The organism is Pseudomonas sp. LBUM1648, assembly GCF_059716145.1.
This window is the reverse complement of sequence record NZ_CP166808.1, coordinates 1,213,848-1,230,478: the sequence shown is the minus strand read 5'-3', so window position 1 is coordinate 1,230,478 and position 16,631 is coordinate 1,213,848. Positions and strand designations below refer to the sequence as shown.

General features: G+C 60.3%; 15 protein-coding genes. 1 reads left to right on the top strand and 14 read right to left on the bottom strand.

The annotated features are described in order from the left end of the window. Window positions 1-25: 25 nt before the first annotated feature. Window positions 26-814, top strand: a complete 789-nt coding sequence (gene lptF / locus ACA043_RS05415; RefSeq protein WP_187680878.1) for a lipotoxin F family OmpA-related lipoprotein LptF — start codon at window positions 26-28, stop codon at window positions 812-814. 138 nt (window positions 815-952) lie between these two features. Here the strand turns inward: lptF and ACA043_RS05410 are convergent, their stop codons facing one another. From ACA043_RS05410 to ACA043_RS05345, 14 genes are all read right to left on the bottom strand, one after another. Further along, window positions 953-1,282 (bottom strand): PA3694 family proteiin, encoded by a 330-nt coding sequence (locus ACA043_RS05410; RefSeq protein WP_187680879.1) that lies wholly within the window; start codon window positions 1,280-1,282, stop codon window positions 953-955. Further along, complete coding sequence (locus ACA043_RS05405; RefSeq protein ID WP_489880852.1) at window positions 1,279-2,184, bottom strand: alpha/beta hydrolase; 906 nt, start codon at window positions 2,182-2,184, stop codon at window positions 1,279-1,281. The genes ACA043_RS05410 and ACA043_RS05405 overlap by 4 nt, the downstream gene beginning before the upstream one ends. Before the next feature lie 66 nt (window positions 2,185-2,250). Further along, window positions 2,251-3,528, bottom strand: coding sequence for a flavohemoglobin expression-modulating QEGLA motif protein (locus ACA043_RS05400; RefSeq protein WP_187680881.1), 1,278 nt, complete (start codon window positions 3,526-3,528; stop codon window positions 2,251-2,253). Between the two features lie 33 nt (window positions 3,529-3,561). Further along, window positions 3,562-4,116 carry a hypothetical protein gene (locus ACA043_RS05395; protein WP_497658750.1) on the bottom strand — a complete coding sequence of 185 codons (555 nt, stop codon included), beginning with the start codon at window positions 4,114-4,116 and terminating at the stop codon, window positions 3,562-3,564. Between the two features lie 82 nt (window positions 4,117-4,198). Then, window positions 4,199-4,912, bottom strand: coding sequence for a TetR/AcrR family transcriptional regulator (locus ACA043_RS05390; RefSeq protein ID WP_187680886.1), 714 nt, complete (start codon window positions 4,910-4,912; stop codon window positions 4,199-4,201). A gap of 105 nt (window positions 4,913-5,017) precedes the next feature. Beyond that, window positions 5,018-6,520 carry a lysine--tRNA ligase gene (gene lysS / locus ACA043_RS05385; RefSeq protein WP_489880849.1) on the bottom strand — a complete coding sequence of 501 codons (1,503 nt, stop codon included), beginning with the start codon at window positions 6,518-6,520 and terminating at the stop codon, window positions 5,018-5,020. A gap of 71 nt (window positions 6,521-6,591) precedes the next feature. Further along, window positions 6,592-7,687, bottom strand: a protein-coding gene (prfB, locus tag ACA043_RS05380; RefSeq protein ID WP_099758102.1) for a peptide chain release factor 2 whose coding sequence is annotated in 2 segments (ribosomal slippage) — window positions 6,592-7,614 and window positions 7,616-7,687 — 1,095 coding nt in all. Because the reading frame shifts where the segments join, the coding sequence is not laid out codon by codon here. Between the two features lie 140 nt (window positions 7,688-7,827). Then, a complete protein-coding gene (locus ACA043_RS05375; protein ID WP_497658749.1) occupies window positions 7,828-8,829 on the bottom strand; it encodes a diguanylate cyclase domain-containing protein in 1,002 nt (333 codons plus the stop codon). 48 nt (window positions 8,830-8,877) lie between these two features. Further along, the gene (locus tag ACA043_RS05370; RefSeq protein ID WP_401272107.1) at window positions 8,878-9,888 is read right to left on the bottom strand and encodes a chemotaxis response regulator protein-glutamate methylesterase; all 1,011 of its coding nucleotides are present in this window, start codon (window positions 9,886-9,888) and stop codon (window positions 8,878-8,880) included. After that, complete coding sequence (locus ACA043_RS05365) at window positions 9,885-12,161, bottom strand: hybrid sensor histidine kinase/response regulator (protein ID WP_497658748.1); 2,277 nt, start codon at window positions 12,159-12,161, stop codon at window positions 9,885-9,887. The genes ACA043_RS05370 and ACA043_RS05365 overlap by 4 nt, the downstream gene beginning before the upstream one ends. Next, the gene (locus tag ACA043_RS05360) at window positions 12,158-12,841 is read right to left on the bottom strand and encodes a chemotaxis protein CheW (protein WP_305441605.1); all 684 of its coding nucleotides are present in this window, start codon (window positions 12,839-12,841) and stop codon (window positions 12,158-12,160) included. Before ACA043_RS05360 ends, ACA043_RS05365 begins: the two co-directional genes overlap by 4 nt. Then, a complete protein-coding gene (locus ACA043_RS05355) occupies window positions 12,838-14,109 on the bottom strand; it encodes a CheR family methyltransferase (protein WP_497658747.1) in 1,272 nt (423 codons plus the stop codon). Before ACA043_RS05355 ends, ACA043_RS05360 begins: the two co-directional genes overlap by 4 nt. Beyond that, window positions 14,106-14,642 carry a chemotaxis protein CheW gene (locus ACA043_RS05350; protein WP_401272103.1) on the bottom strand — a complete coding sequence of 179 codons (537 nt, stop codon included), beginning with the start codon at window positions 14,640-14,642 and terminating at the stop codon, window positions 14,106-14,108. The genes ACA043_RS05355 and ACA043_RS05350 overlap by 4 nt, the downstream gene beginning before the upstream one ends. Beyond that, on the bottom strand, window positions 14,642-16,264 hold the full coding sequence (locus tag ACA043_RS05345; RefSeq protein ID WP_489880845.1) for a methyl-accepting chemotaxis protein: 1,623 nt from the start codon (window positions 16,262-16,264) through the stop codon (window positions 14,642-14,644). The genes ACA043_RS05350 and ACA043_RS05345 overlap by 1 nt, the downstream gene beginning before the upstream one ends. Between the last annotated feature and the right edge of the window lie 367 nt (window positions 16,265-16,631).

Genomic DNA, 16,631 nt, shown 5'->3' with positions numbered 1-16,631 from the left:
TTATCGATAGAAAGGACGACAAATTATGCGTAAGCAACTGATGATCCCCGCTCTTCTGGCCGCAAGCGTTGCCCTGGCTGCCTGCTCCACCCCGCCTAACCCGAACCTGGAACAGGCGCGTACCAACTACGCCGGCCTGCAAGCCAACCCGCAGGCGAGCAAAGTAGCAGCGCTGGAAACCAAAGACGCCAGCGATTACCTGGACAAGGCCGACAAGGCTTACCTGGACAAGCAAGACGCAGCCAAGGTTGACCAACTGGCTTACCTGACCAACCAGCGTGTGGAAGTGGCCAAGCAGACCATCGCCTTGCGTACCGCTGAAAACAACCTGAAGAACGCCGCCGCCCAACGTGCCCAGGCGCGTCTGGATGCTCGCGACCAGCAGATCAAACAGCTGCAAGACAGCCTGAATGCCAAGCAAACCGATCGCGGTACGCTGGTGACTTTCGGTGACGTGTTGTTCGCTACCAATAAGGCTGACCTGAAATCCAGCGGTCTGGTAAACATCAACAAACTGGCGCAATTCCTTCAGGAAAACCCTGATCGCAAAGTGATCGTCGAAGGCTATACCGACAGCACTGGCGCAACGAACTACAACCAGTCGCTGTCCGAGCGTCGTGCGACGTCAGTACAGGTAGCACTGATCAAAATGGGCGTAGATCCTTCGCGCATCGTGGTTCAGGGTTACGGCAAGGAATACCCGGTTGCCGATAACGGCAGCGTCTCGGGCCGTGCGATGAACCGTCGTGTGGAAGTGACCATTTCCAACGACAACCAGCCTGTGATGCCACGTTCGGCTGTCAGCTCGAACTAAGCTGTAGGCAGTAACGCAAAAGCCCCGCCTGAGTGATCAGGCGGGGCTTTTTAAGATCAAAAGATCGCAGCCTTCAGCAGTTCCTGCATTGGAATGCGTTCCCTGTAGGAGCTGCCGAAGGCTGCGATCTTTTTGCTTTTAAGGTTCCAGTTTCTGCGGCGTCTCTTCGCCCATGCACCGCACAGCCTTCTTCTGTGCGTTGATCAACACACCGGTCAATCCCTTCTGCTCGGTATCAAACAGCACCAGCACGCCATCAATGCACTGCGCCACCTGCGGCGCAGGGTTCAATGAGATTTTGTAATCCTCCCCTGGCACGGTCTTGAGCATGGTGAATTCGTTGAGCAGCAACGCATCCTCGGGTTTGGCGAAGTGCAGGTAGCCGTAGTACCACAGGGCACCGACGGTGCCGAGGATGCTGCAGATACCAGTGATGATCAGCGGGATGGCGTTGCGTTCTTCAGTCATTGCGGACTCTCATCTTCAGAATTCGGGGGTTGCGGGTAATTCGGGATTTCGCCGAGGCGGCGCAGGCCGTTGAAATGCTCGGGGTCGTCGAGATAGCGCAGCATGACTTGACGCCACACCGGATCGCCGAAGGTCTGCACATGGCCGCCTCGGGTCAGTTGCAGGACGCGCGGCGGTGGCGCAGCTTGATACAGACGGATGCCGTTGGACATTGGCACCAGCGGGTCGTCGATGCTGTGGAAAATCAGTTTCGGCACGCCGTTGAGCTGCGGCATCGAATTGATCGCGCTGTCGCCATCCGGCACCAGCCACGACAGCGGCACCTGGAAGGGCCAGGTCAGCCACGACGTGCTGAGGGCATATTGGCCGACGCTGCGGTAACTGGCGGGCACACCGTCGAGCACCAAGGCTTTGAGTTGTTTCTGCCGCTGCGGATGCTGCGCCAGCCAATGCACGGCCATCGAACCACCGAGGCTCTGACCGAGCACGATCAGCGGCTTGCCTTTGACTTCGGGCGCCTTGTCCAGCCAGGCGAATGCGGCGTCGATGTCCTGATAGATCGCCGGCAGGCTCGGTTCGCCTTCGGACAATCCATAACCGCGATAGTCCACCAGCAACACTTGATAGCCGTTTTTCGGCAGCCACCAACTCCCGCCCAGGTGCATCGGCAGGTTGCCACCGTTGCCGTGCAGGTGCAGAACCGTGCCTTTGACCTCCACACCCGGTTTGGCGGGGAGCCACCAAGCGTTGAGCTTCAATCCGTCCGCCGTTATCAGCGTGACGGTGCGGTATTCGAGCTTGGCTTTTTCCGGGGTGAAGACCTGGCCCGGCTCGGGGTAGAACAACAGCGAACTGCAACCACCGAGGCTCAGAAGCAGGCAGAAGATGCCGAGGATTCTCATCCGGTGAAACCTCGCAAAAGATTCGGATTGGAACACAGATCAAACCTGTAGGAGATTTTCGCTCGCCTAGAGGATGTTGGAATAATCCGCTTCGATCCGATCCAGGCTCAAATGGTTGAGGAAGTTGGAGAAGCACATCCACGCCGACAACGCGTTCAAGTCGCGGAACTGGTCTGGCAGATACTTGGGCGGCACCACCAATCCTTCATCCACCAACTGGCGCAGCGTTCTCATGTCCTCCAGCGTGGTCTTGCCGCAGAACAACAGCGGGATCTGCTCAAGCTTGCCCTTACGTACGGCCAACTGAATGTAGTTGTAAACCATGATGAAGCCCTTGAGGTAGGACAAGTCTTTGGTGAATGGCAGACCAGTCGGCGTCGATCCACGGAAAACCCGACTGGCGTTGCCGTAGCTTTCCGCCATTTCGAAGCCCTGTTCGCGGAAGAACTCGAACACCTGCAAGAAGTCCGCGCCCTCCTCGACCATGTGAATGGCGCGGGTGCGGTTGGTCAGTTTGCGCAGACGACTCGGATAGGAGGCAAACGTGATGATTTCCATGAGGATCGCCAGACCTTCCTGGGTCACCGTCGACGAGGGCGGGCCCTTGGACAGGAAGGTGCAGATTGGCTGGTTCAAACCGTTCAGCGTGGTGCCTACGTGTACCAGACCTTCATGGACTTCCAGCGCACGCACGTCGCGGTCGTTGAACATCGCATCGGTGCGGATCTTGATGTAATCGGCGCCCGCCGCCGCGTCGGCGACGATGCCGTCGGACTCGAAGACGCGGATGGTTTCCTCGGCCTCGCCAAACACCTTGTTTAGCCGCGTTTGCAGCAGGTGCACGGCGTCCTTGGCGGTGAGGATTTTCGGCTCGTCCTTCAGGTCGCCACGGCCATCGATGTTGTTCAGATAGTCAGACATCATCAGGCCGAGGTCAGCCAAGGTCGGGTCACCGGCGTGAAACGCATCGGAAGCGGCGCCGTAAAGCTCTTGGGAAATCAGGCCGAAATCCTCGGTGCCGCGCGCTTCAAGCATGCGCACCACCATGCGGTATTCCTTGCACATGCGCCGCATGATCTGGCCGACCGGGTTGAACTGGCCGAGCTGACGAGTGATGTCGCGCTCGATGTTCTGAAACTCCAGTTTGACCTTGCTCGAATCGAATGACAGCGGCCGGTTGAGGTAGTAGTCGCGGTCTACCGCCGGCATTTCCTTGCCCTTGGCCTTGAGGAAGCCCTTGCGCACGTTCTCGTCCCACTTGACCGCATCAAGTACGCGGATCGGCGTCTGCGCCAGCACAATGCGATCGGACAATATGCGTATCGACTGCTGGTAATCGTCCACCCGAAACTCCTGTAGAAAATCTGACGTACTGAATTATTTGGCGCTGTTCTGGCGCTGATAGCGCACCGCTTCGACGAAGACATCGGAATTGGCCGGATCGTCGAGGTAAGCAAAGACCTTGTCGAGGTTGCTGTCGACCTGCACGCCGTCGCCATCGTCGGTCTGGAAGGCCTGACCGTCGAGGGCTTTATGCTGGATCGCTTGATTGATCTGTTCGAGATCGAGGTTGTACACCACCAGTTCGCGTTTCTCGGTGAGTTCGAACCCGGCAATGGTGTAGTGGCCGCCGAACCGCCCCGGCACTTTCGCCGACAGATACCAGCGACTGCCATGGTGCGAGACGGTAAACGGGTAAGCCTCGCGCTCGCGGGGTTTGGCCTTGAAGTAGGTAACAGCCTGATAGCGGTCGTTGCCGACGCGAGTCAGCTCAAGGCTCATCGGCTCGCCCCAGGCATTGATGCCCGACCATTTGCCGAGCAGGCCTTTGGGCGCAGGGTCACTGGCAGGCAGCGGCTCCTTGAAAGTCACCAGACAGCCACTGAGCAGCAGGAACGACAGGGCGATCAGCACGCCACGCCAGGCTTTCATTCAATACTCCCTATGAACCAATCCCATGAAGACTGCATCGATCGTTCCCACGCGCAGCGTGAGGAACGATCAACGCGGCGGATCACACCGACGCCAATACCAAATGCATATACCGCGTCAGAATGCCGAGCATCTCCTCTTCGGCCAAAGGTTCGGCGTCGTTGAGCAGGCCCTGATATTCCATCCGTCCGATAATCGCCGTCAACACCTTGGCATCCTGCTGCGGTTCACGCGAGCCCAGGACCTGAAACAACTGGCAGGTGCCCTGCAGCAAAATCTGCTGATGGGAGCGCACCAGAATCGCCAGTCGCGGGTTGAGCAGCGCTTCCTGACGGAAGGCCTGCTCTGCCATCAAGTGCTCGCGACGGTTGACCAGTTGCCGATGCACGTAGTCGGCCATCAGCCGGGCTATATCGTCGGCCAGTTGCGAGCGCGATTCCGGGCTGCCGTCGCCACTGACCACCATCTCGCGCAACAGGCCTTCATTGTTGATCCACAGCTTGGCCATGTACGCGGCGCTGCGTTCGACATGTTGGGCGAAGGTATCGGTGAGCAGGTCATCGATGTCCTTGAAGTAATACGTGGTGGCCGACAGCGGCACACCGGCCTCCGCAGCTACTGCACGGTGACGTACAGCGCGTACGCCGTCACGCACGACAATACGCATCGCGGCGTCGAGAATGTCCTGGCGACGCTGTTCGCTTCCCTGTCGGCTGGCCTTGCGGCCCTGGTACTGAACACTTTCAGCGACCGCAGTGGCGATACCCGCTGCACCTTCTTGAGCGATTGCAACCATCACGACAGGACTTCCTCTGCTATTTCAAAATTAACCAATTGATACATTTGTACCAGACGGGCAATAAAAAGCCGCCTGTTTTAGGCGGCTTTTTAACTGAAACGATTACGCTTGCGGTCGCATGTGCGGGAACAGGATCACATCGCGGATCGACGGCGAGTTGGTCAGCAACATCACCAGGCGGTCGATGCCGATCCCTTCACCGGCCGTTGGCGGCATGCCGTACTCCAGCGCGCGAACGAAGTCGGCGTCGTAGTGCATGGCTTCGTCGTCGCCGGCGTCCTTGTCGGCCACCTGCGCCATGAAGCGCTCGGCCTGGTCTTCCGCGTCGTTCAACTCGGAGTAGGCGTTAGCGATTTCGCGGCCACCGATGAACAGCTCGAAACGGTCGGTGACGTTCGGGTTGTCATCGTTACGACGGGCCAATGGCGACACTTCGAACGGGTACTGGGTAATGAAGTGCGGCTGTTCCAGCTTGTGCTCGACCAGTTCTTCGAAAATCATCACCTGCAGCTTGCCCAGACCTTCGAAGCCCAGCACCTTGGCGCCAGCCTTCTTGGCGATGGCGCGCGCCTTGTCGATGTCGTTCAGGTCATCGGCCGTCAGCTCAGGGTTGTACTTGAGGATCGAGTCGAACACCGAAAGACGCACGAACGGCTCGCCGAAGTGGAACACCTTGTCGCCATAAGGCACGTCGGTGCTGCCCAGAACCAGCTGCGCCAGTTCACGGAACAGTTCTTCGGTCAGGTCCATGTTGTCTTCGTAGTCGGCGTAGGCCTGGTAGAACTCCAACATGGTGAATTCAGGGTTGTGACGAGTCGAAACGCCTTCGTTACGGAAGTTGCGGTTGATCTCGAACACTTTTTCGAAGCCGCCAACCACCAGGCGCTTGAGGTACAGCTCTGGCGCGATACGCAGGAACATTTCCATGTCCAGCGCGTTGTGGTGGGTTTCAAACGGCTTGGCAGCGGCGCCGCCAGGAATCGTCTGCAGCATCGGCGTTTCGACTTCGAGGAAGTCGCGCTTCATCAGGAAGCTGCGGATGTGTGCGATCACTTGCGAACGCACGCGGAAGGTCTGGCGCACTTCTTCGTTGACGATCAGGTCAACGTAACGCTGACGGTAGCGCTGTTCGGTGTCGGTCAGGCCGTGGTGCTTGTCCGGCAGTGGACGCAGCGACTTGGTCAGCAGGCGCACGTCGGTCATTTCAACGTACAGGTCGCCCTTGCCGGAACGGGCCAGGGTGCCAACGGCGGCAATAATGTCGCCCATGTCCCAGGTTTTCACCGCGCCCAGGGTTTCTTCGGACAGGGTTTTACGGTTGACGTAGACCTGAATGCGACCGGTCATGTCCTGAATCACCATGAACGAGCCACGGTTGAGCATGATGCGACCGGCAACCTTGACCGGGATTGCAGCCTCTGCCAGCTCTTCCTTGGTCTTGTCCGCGTATTTCTTCTGCAGTTCTTCGCAGTAGTTTTCACGGCGGAAGTCGTTCGGGAAGGCGTTGCCCTTGGCGCGCTCGGCAGCAAGCTTTTCCTTGCGCAGGGCGATCAGGGAGTTTTCTTCCTGTTGCAGGGCTTGCGGATCGAGTTGTTGGTCGCTCATGTCTTTAAATTTTCCATCACAGGTTCGTTGCCCCCGCCACTGACGGGGGACTTAAGGTCGGGCTGACGGCTTTACAGCCCCGATTTCAGGCTGGCTTCCAGGTATTCATCGATGTCGCCATCGAGCACCTTGTCGCAGTCGCTGCGTTCGATGTTGGTCCGCAAATCCTTGATCCGCGAGGCATCAAGCACGTAGGAGCGGATCTGGTGACCCCAGCCGATATCGGACTTGGTGTCTTCCAGCGCCTGGGACGCGGCGTTGCGTTTCTGCATTTCCTGCTCGTACAACTTGGCCCGCAGCATTTTCATGGCGGTGTCTTTGTTGGCGTGCTGGGAACGTTCGTTCTGGCAGCTGACCACGGTGTTGGTCGGTACGTGAGTAATACGTACGGCCGAGTCGGTGGTGTTTACGTGCTGACCACCGGCACCGGAGGAACGATAGGTGTCGATCCGCAGGTCTGCCGGGTTGATTTCGATTTCCACCTTGTCGTCGATCTCTGGGGAGACGAAAACGGCGGAGAACGAGGTGTGGCGACGATTGCCGGAGTCGAACGGGCTCTTGCGCACCAGACGGTGCACGCCGATCTCGGTCCGCAGCCAGCCAAAGGCGTATTCGCCCTTGATGTGCACGGTTGCGCCCTTGATCCCGGCGACTTCACCGGCGGACAGTTCCATGATGGTCGCGTCGAAACCGCGCTTGTCAGCCCAGCGCAGGTACATGCGCAGCAGGATGTTGGCCCAGTCCTGGGCTTCGGTGCCGCCGGAGCCGGCCTGGATGTCCAGGTACGCGTTGTTCGGGTCCATCTCGTGGCTGAACATGCGACGGAATTCAAGCTTGGCGAGGTTTTCCTCGAGACGGGCCAGCTCGGCGACAACATCGCCCACTGCGCCTTCGTCGTTTTCTTCGACGGCCATGTCCAGCAGGTCACGGCAATCGGCCAGACCGCCGTTCAGTTCGTCGAGGGTATCGACGATCTGCGCCAGCGCAGCGCGCTCGCGGCCCAGTTCCTGGGCGTATTCAGGTTTGTTCCAGACACTCGGATCTTCAAGCTCGCGATTGACCTCGGTCAGACGCTCATGCTTTTGATCGTAGTCAAAGATACCCCCGAATAGTTTCGGAGCGCTCGGACAGGTCCTTGATGGTGTTCAGGATCGGGTTGATTTCCATGACGGGCAGCACTCGTTGGCGAACTTTTGAAAGCCGGCGAGTATAACGTAATCAAGCTGTCACGGCAGCCCGTCTGGCGGCTGTTACGCCGAATCGATTGACATTGGCTCGCTCCCACAGGGATGTGCGGTGCCCGGGGGTTATTCGATCCCCACCTGATTACGCCCGTTGTTCTTCGCCAGATACAACCCGCGATCCGCCGCCGAAATCAGCAGCCGGCAATCGCTACCCGACTCGGGCACCATCGTCGCCAAGCCGATGCTGATCGTCAGGCTCGCGCCTTCACTCGGCGTATTGTGCGGAATCTTCAGCGCCGCCACGGTCTGGCGCAGTTTCTCCGCCACCAGCCGCGCACCGCCCGGCGAGGTGTTCGGCAGCACCAGGGCAAATTCCTCACCGCCGTAACGCGCCGGCAAGTCCGACGGCCGCGCACTGGCGTCGCGGATCGCCGTGGCGACCTTGCGCAGCGCCTCGTCGCCTTCGACGTGGCCGAAGGTGTCGTTGTACGACTTGAAATAATCGACGTCGATCATCAGCAACGACAGCTGGCTCTGATCACGCAGCGAACGGCGCCATTCCAGTTCGAGGTATTCGTCAAAATGGCGGCGATTGGACAGCCCGGTCAGGCCGTCGGAGTTCATCAGCCGTTGCAGCACCAGGTTGGTGTCGAGCAACTGCTGCTGACTGACCCGCAACGCGCGATATGCGGCGTCACGCTGCAGCAAGGTCATGTAGGAGCGCGAGTGATAGCGGATGCGCGCGACCAGTTCGATGGTGTCCGGCAGTTTCACCAGATAGTCGTTGGCGCCAGCGGAGAACGCCGCGCTTTTGATCAGCGGGTCCTCCTTGGTCGACAGGACGATGATCGGGATGTCCTTGGTCGCCGGGTGATTGCGGTACTCACGCACCAGACTGAGGCCATCGAGGCCGGGCATCACCAGATCCTGAAGGATCACTGTCGGCTTGATCCGCACCGCTTGCGCGATGGCCTGATGCGGGTCGGAGCAGAAATGGAAGTCGATGTTCTCTTCGTTCGACAGCCCACGGCGCACGGCTTCGCCGATCATCGCCTGATCGTCCACCAACAACACCATGGCGGCGTTTTCGTCGGTTTTAATGTCGTCGATCTGTAAGTCATTCATGGGCGGTCACCTGAGTACTGCGGGGGCCAGGATTGCGGATAAATCGGTTCATTTGGGGAAAATCTCCAGCAATCGTGGCGCTATCTTTTCCAGTGGACGGATTTCTACGGCGGCATCGATCGCCGCTGCTGCCTTGGGCATGCCGTACACGGCACTGCTTTGCTGGTCCTGCGCGATGGTCAAGTAACCCTGTTGGCGCATGAGCTTAAGCCCTTGCGCTCCGTCGCGTCCCATCCCGGTCAATAAAACCCCGACCGCATCGCCGTTCCAGTAGCTGGCGACACTCTCGAAAAACACGTCGATCGACGGTCGGTAGATCTCGTTGACCGGTTCGGCGGTGTAGGCCAGCGTGCCGTTTTTCAATAATCGAATATGGTGATTGGTGCCGGCCAGAAGCACCGCGCCGGCCTGCGGCGGCTCGCCTTCGCGGGCCAGGCGCACGTCCAGGCCGCTGGCGCTGGCCAGCCATTCGGCCATGCCGGCGGCAAACACTTGGTCAACGTGTTGCACCAGCACGATGGCCGCAGAAAAACTGCGCGGCAAACCTTTGAGCAGCACTTCCAGCGCCGCCGGCCCGCCCGCGGACGAACCGATCGCCACCAGCCGCTGGCACGATGCCGAACTGCGCTGGGGGGCCGGGGCCGGACGCGATCGCGTGGGCTTCTCGCCGATCAGCCAGCCGATGTTGAGGATCTTGCGCAGCAGTGGCGCTGCCGCTTCCTGAGCATTGCCGGCGCCGAGTGCGGGTGTGTCGACCACATCCAGCGCGCCGTGGCCCATGGCTTCGAAGACCCGGTGCACGTTCTGCTGACGATCGACCGTGACGATCACGATCGCGCATGGACTTTCCGCCATGATCCGACGCGTAGCCTCGACGCCGTCCATCACCGGCATGATCAGGTCCATCAGAATCAGGTCCGGAGTATTTTCGGCGCACAGACGCACCGCCTCGGCGCCGTTGTAAGCGACCCAGACCACCTGATGCGCCGGCTCGAAGGCCAGCGCGCGGCGCAGGGCCTCCACCGCCATGGGCATGTCGTTGACGATCGCAATCTTCATGCCCGCGCTCCTCCGATCAGCTCGACCACTGCATCAAGCAGGGCGTCGTCATGAAAACTGGCTTTGGCTAAATAATAGTCGGCGCCGGCGTCAAGTCCACGGCGCCGGTCTTCTTCGCGATCCTTGTACGACACGACCATCACCGGCAGCGATTGCAGACGGTTGTCGCGACGCAACAGCGTGACCAGTTCGATGCCATCCATGCGCGGCATGTCGATGTCGGTGATCAGCAAATCGAAATCCTCCGAACGCAGCGCGTTCCAGCCGTCCATGCCATCTACCGCGACGGCCACGTCGTAGCCGCGATTGAGCAGGAGTTTGCGTTGCAGTTCGCGTACGGTCAGCGAGTCATCGACCACCAGAACCCGTTTGCGCGCCACTTCTGCCGCTTGATTGCCATGGCGGGCGATGCGTTCCAGGCGCCCGGTATTGAGCAGTTTGTCCACCGACCGCAGCATGTCCTCGACGTCGACGATCAGCACCACCGAGCCGTCATCGAGCAGGGCGCCGGCGGAGATGTCCTGCACTTTGCCCAGACGCTCGTCCAGCGGCAACACCACCAGCGTGCGTTCGCCAATGAAGCGTTCGACCGCCACACCGTAAATCGCATCACGCTCGCGAATCACCACGACTTTCAGGGTTTCCCCGCTGCTCTGGCTGGCCGGACGGTTGAGTAATTGACTGGCCGCGACCAGCCCGACGTGCCGGCCTTCGTGCCAGAAATGCTGGCGACCTTCGACCTGCACGATGTCTTCGGGGGCCAGATCACACATGCGCTCGATATGCGCCAGCGGAAAGGCGTAAGCCTCTTCGCCGACTTCTACTACCAGACTGCGCACCACCGACAGCGTCAGCGGCACTTCCAGATGAAACCGACTGCCCTCGCCCGCCGTCTGCTCCAGCACCACCGCACCACGCAATTGGCGCACCATGTGCTGCACTGCATCGAGGCCGACGCCACGGCCGGACACTTCGGTGACCTTGTCGCGCAGGCTGAACCCGGGCAGGAAAAGAAAAGTCAGCAGTTCCTCTTCGCTCAACTGCGCCGCTGTTTCGGCGGGGGATAACTGACGCTCGACGATGCTGCGGCGAACCTTTTCCAGATCGACGCCATTGCCGTCATCGCTCAACTCCAGCACCAGCAACCCCGCCTGGTGCGAAGCGCGCAGGCGAATCATACCTTCCTCGGGTTTGCCCTTGAGCACACGCTGCTCCGGGGTTTCGATACCGTGATCAACCGCATTGCGCAGCAAATGGGTGAGCGGCGCTTCGAGTTTTTCCAGCACGTCGCGATCGACTTGGGTCTTCTCGCCTTCAATCTCCAGCCGAACCTGCTTACCGAGGCTGCGGCCCAGATCACGGACCATGCGCACCTGTCCGCTGAGCACATCAGCAAAGGGCCGCATGCGACAGGCCAGAGCCGTGTCGTAGAGCACTTGCGCGCGCTGGCTGGCCTGCCAGGCGAATTCGTCGAGTTCGGCGTTCTTTTCCATCAGCAGTTGCTGGGATTCGGCGAGCAAGCGCCGCGCATCCTCCAGCGCTTCCTGCGCCTCAAGGCTCAACGCATGTTCCTTGAGGTGGACGTTGAGGTTTTCCAGTGCGCGCAGACCGTTGTTCTGCATGCGTTTGAGGCGCTGCATGGTCGCCAGATGCGGCTTGAGGCGCTGGGTTTCCACCAACGATTTGCTCGACAGATCGAGCAGGCTGTTCAGGCGTTCGGCAGTGACGCGCAGCACGCGCTCGCCGCCTTCGGTGGTGCGTTTGTTATTGCGTGGAGCCGGCTCGGGTGACTCGACCGCAACTTCCAAAGAAGACGCGGACACTGACGGCGCTTCGAGTTGCAACTCGGCCATGACTGGCGCGGCGACCGGCGCTGGCGGTGCCGACGGATCGAGCAGTTGCCCCATCAACGCGACATAAGCCTCAATGTCTGCCGGTTGCGGCGCGTTCGCGGGCGTGGCAATACGCATCAGCAGATCGGTGCCCTGCAACAACGCGTCGATGTGTTCCGGGCGCAGCAACAACCGCCCCTCCTGCGCACTGACCAGACAATCTTCCATCACATGGGCGACGCTGACGCCGCTGTCGATACCAACGATCCGCGCCGCGCCTTTGAGCGAGTGCGCCGCGCGCATGCACGATTCGAGGTGATCGGCCTGGGTCGGGTTGCGCTCAAGCGCCAACAGCCCTGTGCTGAGCACCTGGGTCTGGGCTTCGGCCTCGAGGCTGAACAGCTCCAGCAACGAAGCGTCGCGCATTTGCTCGGGGGTCATGTGAGGCTCCGGGTCACGGCGGACAGCAACTGCTCTTCATCCAGCCAACGCAGGCTGCGACCCCGATATTGCAGGACGCCACGGGTGTATTTGGCGCTGGCTTGTGCACCGGATTGCGAGGCGGCATCGAGAATTCGCTCGTCAATCGCATGGATGCCGTCGACTTCATCGACCGGCACCACCACCGGCCCGCCATTGGCGGCGATGATCAGCATGCGTGGCATGATCCGCCCGCCGTTGGCCGGGGCCGCGTTGCCATCCAGATCAAGCAGCTCAACCAGCGACAGGCACGCCACCAGCGCGCCGCGCACATTCGCCACACCAAGCAAGGCCCGCGAGCGCTGGTGCGGCAACGAGTGAATCGCCTGCATCGGCGCGACTTCAACCAGACTGCGTGTCGCCAGTCCCAGCCATTCTTCGCCGAGGCGGAACATCAGCAGCGAACGGGTTTTCAGCTCGGTTTCGACTGCGATCGCCACCGGGTCGCGCTCGTCCTGTTGTAAGGCATAACGATCAAGCAGGCGTGTGGCGGCGGCGGAATACACCGAGCAGTTGCGGCAATGGATGTGTTCTTCCAGCAATGGGCACGACTTGTCGCCGTGAATGCCGATGCGATTCCAGCAATCATCGATGGCCCGGGCGTCTTCGTGGGTGACGTTCAAGGTGTCGGACGGGATCATCGTTTACGCTCACTGTCGGCGGTGCGCCCGCTGCGCGCGGCACGCTCCTGCAATCGTCGGGCACCGGCGCTGTCACCTTGGGCTTGCAGCAAGGCGGCCAGGTGCATCAACGCTTCGGGATGTTGCGGTTCGAGGTACAACGCCTTGCGGTAAAAACCCTGGGCTTCCAGCGTCAGGCCGGCGACATCGCTGAGCAGGCCAAGCCAGTAAAACACCTGCGCCACCGGCTCGTGGCTGCGCAAATACTGTTCGCACGCGGCGCGGGCCTCGGCACTTTTGCCTTCGTTGGCCAACGCGGCGATGTTGGCCAGCAGCGTCGCCGCATCCGGATTTGCGCTTTTACTGGTGGTCGGCAGCGGTGTCACCGGGGCAAACGGCCGATTACGCACCGGCGGTGGCGGCGCACTGCGCAGCGGTTGGCTGACGGGCAACGGAACGGGTTTGGGGATTGGCAGCGGCTCAGGCACAGGCTCGCTGTGGCGACTGAACGCAAACGACTGCGGGATGCCGATCGAACGCATGCCCAGCCGCCCGAGCAGACTGCCCTCGGCCGGGCCGATAAACAGCACGCCGTCAACATGGGTCAGGCGCTTGAGCACTTCGAAGACTTGCTTCTGGGTCGGCTGATCGAAATAGATCAGCAGGTTGCGGCAGAACACAAAATCAAAGGCTGGCTCGTTGGCCAACAACGCGGGATCAAGCACGTTGCCAACCTGTAAACGCACTTGCTCGCGAACGTTTTCGTTGACCCGATGGCCGTCCTGCTCAGGCGTGAAATGCCGCTCGCGGAAGTCCAGATCCTGGCCGCGAAACGAGTTTTTTCCGTACAGCGCGCGTCGTGCCTTTTCCACCGAGATCGGGCTAACGTCCATGCCGTCGACTTTGAACTGATGCGGTTTGAGTCCTGCATCAAGCAACGCCATGGCAATTGAATAGGGCTCTTCGCCGGTGGAACACGGCAGGCTGAGGATGCGCAAGGCGCGCATGTTGTTCAGCTCGCCGAGGCGCTTGCGCGCCAGTTTGCCCAGCGTGGCGAAAGATTCCGGGTAACGGAAAAACCAGGTCTCGGGTACGATCACCGCTTCGATCAGTGCCTGTTGCTCATCTCGCGAGCCTTGCAGCAGTTGCCAGTATTCGGCGGCATTGGCGGCCTGCGAAAGTGTGGTGCGCTGACGCACCGCCCGTTCGATGATCGCAGACCCCACCGACGTGACATCGAGACCGATACGTTCCTTGAGGAAGTCGAAAAAGCGCTGATCGCCGCTCATGACTGCGCCTCAAGCTGCGCCGAATCCCGTGGCGGATTCGGGAACAGCAACCCGCGCACGGAATCATCGAGCAAGTCACTGACAAGCACCCATTGCACCAGCCCTTGCGCATCTTCACGCACCGGGCCGAGGTACGGTGCTTCACGGTTGTCGAGGCCATAGGGCTGAAAATCTTCTGGATCGCAGCGCAAAGTGTCGGTGGCCTGCTCAAGAATCAGCCCGAGCCATTGCGCCGGTTGTGCTTCGTCCGGGCGATAGTGAACCAGCACCAGACGCGTGCTGGTGCGTGCCTCGGCAGGCTGGCCAAACGTCAGCGCGCTGAGATCAATCACCGGCACCACCGCGCCACGATAGGCGAACACTCCGGCAACCCAATGCGGTGCACGGGCAATCGGTTTCAACGGCAGACGCGGCAGCACTTCCGCCACTTCGGTGGCGCGCAAGGCATAGCGCTCGCTGCCGATGCGAAACAGCAGGAACAACGCCTTCTTCGCCACCTGCGCGACGCTGCGTTTGGCGATGATTTCGCTCATCAGACTTTAAATCGCGAAACGCCGCTGCGCAGGCCGACGGCCACCTGGCTCAGTTCGTCAATGGCGAAACTGGCCTGACGCAACGACTCGACAGTCTGGCTGCTGGCGTCGCCCAACTGCACCAGCGCGTGGTTGATCTGCTCGGCGCCGGTGGCCTGGGCCTGCATGCCTTCGTTGACCATCAACACCCGCGGCGCCAGCGCCTGCACTTGATGGATAATCTGCGACAGCTGCTCGCCGACCTGCTGCACTTCGGACATGCCGCGACGCACTTCTTCGGAGAACTTATCCATGCCCATCACGCCCGCCGACACGGCCGACTGGATCTCGCGAACCATTTGTTCGATGTCATAGGTCGCGACGGCGGTCTGATCCGCCAGACGCCGCACTTCGGTGGCGACCACGGCAAAACCGCGACCGTATTCACCGGCCTTCTCGGCCTCGATCGCCGCGTTGAGCGACAGCAGGTTGGTCTGGTCGGCCACTTTAACAATGGTCACCACGACCTGATTGATGTTGCCGGCCTTCTCGTTGAGGATCGCCAGTTTGGCGTTGACCAGATCGGCTGCGCCCATCACCGAGTGCATGGTGTCTTCCATGCGCGCCAGGCCTTGCTGGCCGGAGCCGGCGAGCACCGAAGCCTGATCGGCGGCGGTGGAGACTTCGGTCATGGTGCGCACCAGATCCCGCGAAGTGGCGGCAATCTCTCGGGATGTCGCGCCAATCTCGGTGGTGGTGGCAGCGGTTTCAGTCGCGGTGGCTTGCTGTTGCTTGGAAGTCGCGGCGATCTCGGTCACCGAGGTTGTCACTTGCACCGACGAGCGCTGTGCCTGGGACACCAGCGCGGTCAGCTCGGTCATCATGTCGTTGAAGCCGGTTTCCACGGCGCCGAACTCGTCCTTGCGGTCGAGGTTCAAACGGTTGCTCAAGTCGCCGGTGCGCATGATTTCGAGGATTTCCACGATGCGGTTCATCGGCGCCATGATCGCGCGCATCAACAGCAGACCGCAGGCACCAGCCGCCAGAACGGCCACCAGCAACGAGATGAACATACTGACCTTCGCCGCAGCCACCGCATCATCGATGTTGGCCATGGCCTGATCGGCGACTTTCTTGTTCTCACCGATGATGTCGTTGAGTTTCATCCGACCGCTGTACCAGGCCGGAGTCAGTTTCTCGTTGAACAACTTGACCGCATCGGCTTCCAGATTGCGCCCGTGCAGGCTCAGCACCTGATCCTGAATCTGCATATAGACATCGTGGTACTTCTCGAAGGCCGCGAATTCAGTACGGTCCTCATCGGTGGCCATGGTCTTGCGGTAGTTGGCCATCTGCTCTTGCAGGCGGTTTTCGAACGCCTTGTAGTCCGCCGCATCTTCGCTGCTGATGCCCTGCCCTTCCTTCAGCCCGAGCAGTTCCTGGGTTTGCAAGTAACTATCGACCCATGCACCACGGATCATCGAGCTGTAGTAAACACCGGGAATTGCGTCGTCACGCACGCTGTTTTCGCTGGCTTCGATCTTCAACAGCCGTGAATACGAGACGACCACCATCAGCAACATGATGGCGATAATCACCGCAAAGCTCGCCAAAATGCGTTGGCGCAACGTCCAGTTCTTCACAGTGATTCCTCGTGCCTGATTCGAAATGCGGGGAGTATAGCCGAGGGCGCTGTTTCATTTATAAGACGCTTTTTAACCCTTTGGCCTGTCTGAGCTCGGTAACGCATGCTCTGGCTGGGGACTTTCCCGCAGCCGGGGTGCGGCTGACCAGTGACGGATTGGCAGAAAGGGGCGCTGGATCGGTCATTTGCCAAACCGGTGGCTTTTGCCCAGTCAAGGCAATGCGCCATGATGCGCAAGAAGTTGCGCACATGCTCGTAATATTTCGCCCTTAAAATCGCTACAGCTCACGCCATTCATGGCCTGCAGCCAAGTGCGCAAGAAGTTGCGCAGTACTGCGCAACTTCTTGCGCACTTTTGCCCCCAA